This window comes from Bradyrhizobium sp. 2TAF36 (genome assembly GCF_052114925.1).
In the GTDB taxonomy this organism is placed as follows: Bacteria; Pseudomonadota; Alphaproteobacteria; order Rhizobiales; family Xanthobacteraceae; genus Bradyrhizobium; species Bradyrhizobium barranii.
This window is the reverse complement of record NZ_JBFRFR010000193.1, coordinates 1-4598: the sequence shown is the minus strand read 5'-3', so window position 1 is coordinate 4598 and position 4598 is coordinate 1. Positions and strand designations below refer to the sequence as shown.

3 protein-coding genes are annotated in these 4598 nt (G+C 58.3%); 1 reads left to right on the top strand and 2 read right to left on the bottom strand.

Annotation, left to right across the window (positions count from 1 at the left end):
• Positions 1-821: 821 nt before the first annotated feature.
• Positions 822-1874, bottom strand: a complete 1053-nt coding sequence (locus AB4Z51_RS44350; RefSeq protein ID WP_441499715.1) for a SphA family protein — start codon at positions 1872-1874, stop codon at positions 822-824.
• Positions 1875-2674: 800 nt separating this feature from the next.
• A complete protein-coding gene (locus AB4Z51_RS44345; RefSeq protein ID WP_038945733.1) occupies positions 2675-3196 on the bottom strand; it encodes a Spy/CpxP family protein refolding chaperone in 522 nt (173 codons plus the stop codon).
• A gap of 479 nt (positions 3197-3675) precedes the next feature.
• Between AB4Z51_RS44345 and AB4Z51_RS44340 the strand changes: the two genes are divergently transcribed.
• A complete protein-coding gene (locus tag AB4Z51_RS44340) occupies positions 3676-4131 on the top strand; it encodes a hypothetical protein (protein ID WP_354076807.1) in 456 nt (151 codons plus the stop codon).
• The last annotated feature ends 467 nt before the right edge of the window (positions 4132-4598 follow it).

The following is a 4598-nucleotide window of genomic DNA, read 5'->3' as shown; positions in this document are numbered from 1 at the left end:
GCGCAATATCGCGTCGCGATACCCACTTTGGCCAGTCATTGGACGCTCCGACGCGAGACATCGGCCGCCTGCAACGATTGGCGACCACGGCCGCGTGCCGACCTATCCGTTTGCACACACCCAAGACCCAATTGAGACATGAGCATTCCATGATTTGTGCAGCGCGCATGAACGCAGTGCACCATTCCCCTCGACGCCTTTTCCTGCTGGCCTGAGTATCTGGAGCAGTCATGTGCAAAGCTTTGGCGAAAACTATGTCGCTCGATGCGCTGCACATATTCATTGACATCTGGTGACAGTGGCCGACATTGACGGCCATGGTAGATAATAGGAGTAGGTGCAATGAGGGCTTACTCAATTGTCGGGCTGCTGTTTGCGGCAGTGGTGTTGGCGACGATTCCAGTCTCGCCGCAGGTTACATCGCGTGGCGTCGTGGAGTTAAGCGTTGATCAAGCGCAGGCCTACACGTATCGGCGCGCCCGCGTGACTGCGCGTCGTGTCGACCGTCGCGATTACCGCCATACGCGTCGTGCCGTGCGGCGTGGTGTCTACTAACGGAGCGCGATGCGCGCCGACAAGGTACGAGACGGTGATCAAAGTGCTCGATCACTCGCCCGCGCCGACGATTGATTGAGTAAATCACTGCGGTTCGTGCATGTCGTTTGCTGCGGCGATGAGTCCAGGTCTGGCCCATCAGCGAAGTGGTGACACGCCTCATTGAGGTCCGTTCAACGAGGCCGACGTGCTTACGTTGAGTCCTTCGCATTTTGACCCATTTGAGACATCAGCCGATCGCAGCCGACGTCCGGTTGGCACGAGGTTTATTTCACAACCAGATGCTTCGTGCGCGCTATGGCGGCAGGCGCGGACGGGGAAATGGTGAACGTCAGCCAGGTATTCCATCCTGACGGACGGTTGGYTGCACCGAATTCGCCGTATCCCCTCAGGCTAAGGGAGCCCTGCATGTCTGCGACCGGGAAGCCGTACCCGATTTGCGGACCGACACCGAAAACGCGTGACCTGAAGCCACCGAGGATCGGGTTCTGGCCGGAATCGTCGGTGATTTGCTGGTAGGCATATCCGACAATGCCGAGGAAAAGCTGCTTGGTGAGGTAGTGCGATGCGCCCCAGTCGAAGTGGAAATCGATGCCGCTCCGGTACAGGGTATCAGGATTCCTGAAATTGTAGGTAAGGCCGGCGACGCCCGAGATTTCGTTTCCTGCCGCCGGGTCGAAATAGGTATAGGCGCCTCCAATGTCGATCGCGCCGTGCCCGAGCCCGATGTTGGGAATCCGCGTCGGATCATAGTCGCCGACGGGAATATTRCCCGTGACGTAAGCCATGTAATTGTCGACGCCATGGCTCCATAGCAGTTGCGCGAATGGCGCGAGGTCGCCGTAGGAGGTAAGTGAGCCTTCGAGCATTCCGGTGCGCGTCATCACAATCGGTCCGGCTATCGCTGTCAGTGTTCCGGCGATACTGGTGGCGGCTCTGCCGTACTGGCCGGACATGCCTACGACCAACTGCCCGCCAAGCACCGCCGTCGTGAAAGTATACGATGGCGCAAGGGCGATCAGGTCGGCCCGCCCGCTCAGACTCAGATTTAGATTAACGTTGACGTTCGCGGGGATTTTGCCGGCCAGGATCTCTTTGGCCGCAGCAGCGCCCCCGGTTGCGGCGACGCCGGAATGGTAATCGATGACACTGAGCGCCCAGCCCGGTGTCTGCTGCATGGCCACGAGGCTCGCAAACTGACCCGGAAACCAGAACGAGCTACCGCCCTGGTCGGCATGCGAAACATCAGCGCAAAGCACGAGAGCAGCAACCGCTGCCGCATAGTTGATGACGCGGCTTCCCGGTTTGTTTGATCTCATTGCAAACCTCTGGGCGGCATTTGCAACCAGTGGCGGCTACTGCAAAGCGCTCCGCGAACCGCGGGGCCCCAAGTTAGACGGCATTCAATACTAGGGCACAAGCAGCGTCGAAATCCGTGACAGAATGGTAACAGCGGGGGATATTTGTATTACGGCGATGACGCAGTCTCGGCTCGACCAAGAGTTGCTTGCGCTGGAGATATTCGGTTTTCTTTGCCGGAGCGAGGTCTTTTCCTGGGTCATCGCGACAAGTGTGGGAGGTCTTGCTGAGGTCTGCTGTTGGCGGCAGAGCCGACTTGATTTTGCTCACCGCAAGTATTGCGGCTCGTGACCCTGGCTGTGTGGAAACGCTGCTGCTTTGCCATGATTCTCTCGTGATTCTGCGGGGGAAGCAGAGAGGCGCTTCGTTGAGCAGGCGGATCGTGGGCAATGGACACTATTGCCTGAATGCCTGAACCCGCTCGCTATGCGCCAACGTCGCGAGACAGTCGAGCATCCGTTCGGCACGATGAATGCACGCATGGGAGGGACCCACTTCCTCACTAGAACGCTCCCAAAAGTAGCCGCCGAGATGGCACTCTCGGTTCTGGCCTGACACGGGTCATCAACATCGTCGGGATCAAGCCGCTGATCTATGTGATCGCGGCCTGAGGCCGAGCCGGTCTTGGCTTGCTATCGGCTAATCTACAAAAGTGTGCTTCTACAGCCAAGACCCTTAGCAAACATCGTCTAGGCATACAGTCAGTTAGCTGCGTATGCTCCGACCATTATGCATTAGGTTCGAATTGAACTGCTTTGGCTCAGTCCTCGTCCTCGGACAGCGCACGGCGCCGGTCTACGGCATCACTCATATCGTGGAGTACCAGAATCGCGATGGCCGCCATGCGCTGCCTCTGTTCGGGATTAAGCGTTTTGTAGAGTGGCTGCCACGCCTCGGCGAGTTTATCCAAATCGGCTGATCGTTGAGCCAATGCTTCCGAGCGCCGCTGCAAGAAGGTGATAGGGTCACGATTGCGCAGGGCTTCGACACGGTTTTCGTCGGCCCGTCTACCCACTGTTTCTCCGATTTTTGCAAGGCGGGCTTTCCGGTCCTCCGCCCTGGCACGAATGGCGCTCTCTACAGCGGGCCAGTATTTCTCCTGGTCAGGTGTCAGCTGCAACGCGGCCTTTACCAGATCAATCCTCATGTCCGTCAGCGTATTCCGGTCGGCTGCATTTAACCGTTCCGGAGTCGCAGAAGAGGTTTGCGAGGTTTGCGCGTTGGCAATCGGGGATGCAGCAAGGAAGAGTGCGGTTGTTCCGGCAACTACTATTTTCAACATCGGCCATCTCCTAGGCGAGTTGCCCCACTCCACAATGGTGACGCACTGCGCGGTTACGTTGATCTAAATCAGGGAACCAGCGCCGCCCAGTGTTCGTCCTTTTACATCTCAGAAATCAATCTCGTATCGAGGGCCGACGGCGAGGCCGGGCACGTTCAGACCTTTGTGGGGTTTGGCCCCTCCAAGGAAGAGGCAGAGAAGAGCGCCCTGGGATGGTGCTCGCATATCAGGTTCGATCTTGAGACCTGCTTGAATTCGGATCGCCTGACCGCTCGCAACTATCGGTCAGACGGAGGTGACGCCGCACTTGATCTCAAGTACATGAAGGCAGTTGCGCGCATTACCGGCTGCAGTTAGAGCGCGTTCGCGAGCGATCGAACGCGCTTGATCTATATCAAGCAGCTCGTGGCCATCTTGCTGCAGGTAACAGACGACGTAGAGCCCAGGTCAATGTTTCGGGGCGCACCGGAGCGACCGGCATGCCACTGGCGGCATATTTCTGGAAGGTCGGAGCAGTGTTGCTCGCACTGCTCTTTGTTGCAGATTATTGGCTGCCGAGGGCCCCGACCGTCGATCAGGCGGCTACGGACCGGCCGGCCATACTTATCCACTCAGATCGCAAATGGCCCGAGCGTATTGTCTTCGATACCCAGTCGCCGGTGATCGTCGCCGCTGCGCCCGTGGCCGAGGCGACCGAGGTCGCAACTTCATCGGATGTGGCCGAACCGCCCGTTACCGTCCCACTGAGCCCGGCGGTGGCGAATTCTTTCGCGATGCTGCCGAAACAGGATACACGCCCGCCTGAAACCGTCGATCGCAAGCGACAACGCAAGATGTTGCATGTTGCGGCTCGACCGAGGCGAAACGTCCAGCCGCAGATGCTTCTGGCGGCACGACAAGGACAGTTCGGCTGGTTCGGCTTCAGAACCTGGTGATCGGCGTCCGGATAAGATCCAAACGCCGAGTCTCGCGGCTCCTATTCGTACATCGCACAGACATTTCCCTGCCAACGGAGACACCTGCGCACTGCACGCCGGGTTTGGCGGATCGTCGTCCTTGCAACRCAGACGCCGTTGATCCGCGTTCTGCCCACTCCGCAGGCGGCCGCGACCGGCGTGTTCAGGCTCTCGGATTGGGGAAGCGTCGGGGAGCAAATTGAACACGTCCACCAACAATCACCGTAGCGCCGGTCTTAAGCTGCAGACCGATGGCAGATTTCTGCGCCGCAGCGCCGCAACCAAACAGATCCAAATTCGGGCATTGTTGTTCTTTGGTGCAATGAACTTTAGGACAATACCGAGAATGCACTATCCCTGAAAATCTTGTCACCATGCACGCCCCTAACCCGGCACCGGAATTGCACGGTTACCAGGCCCATCATCACAAGATTAAGGAATGGGTC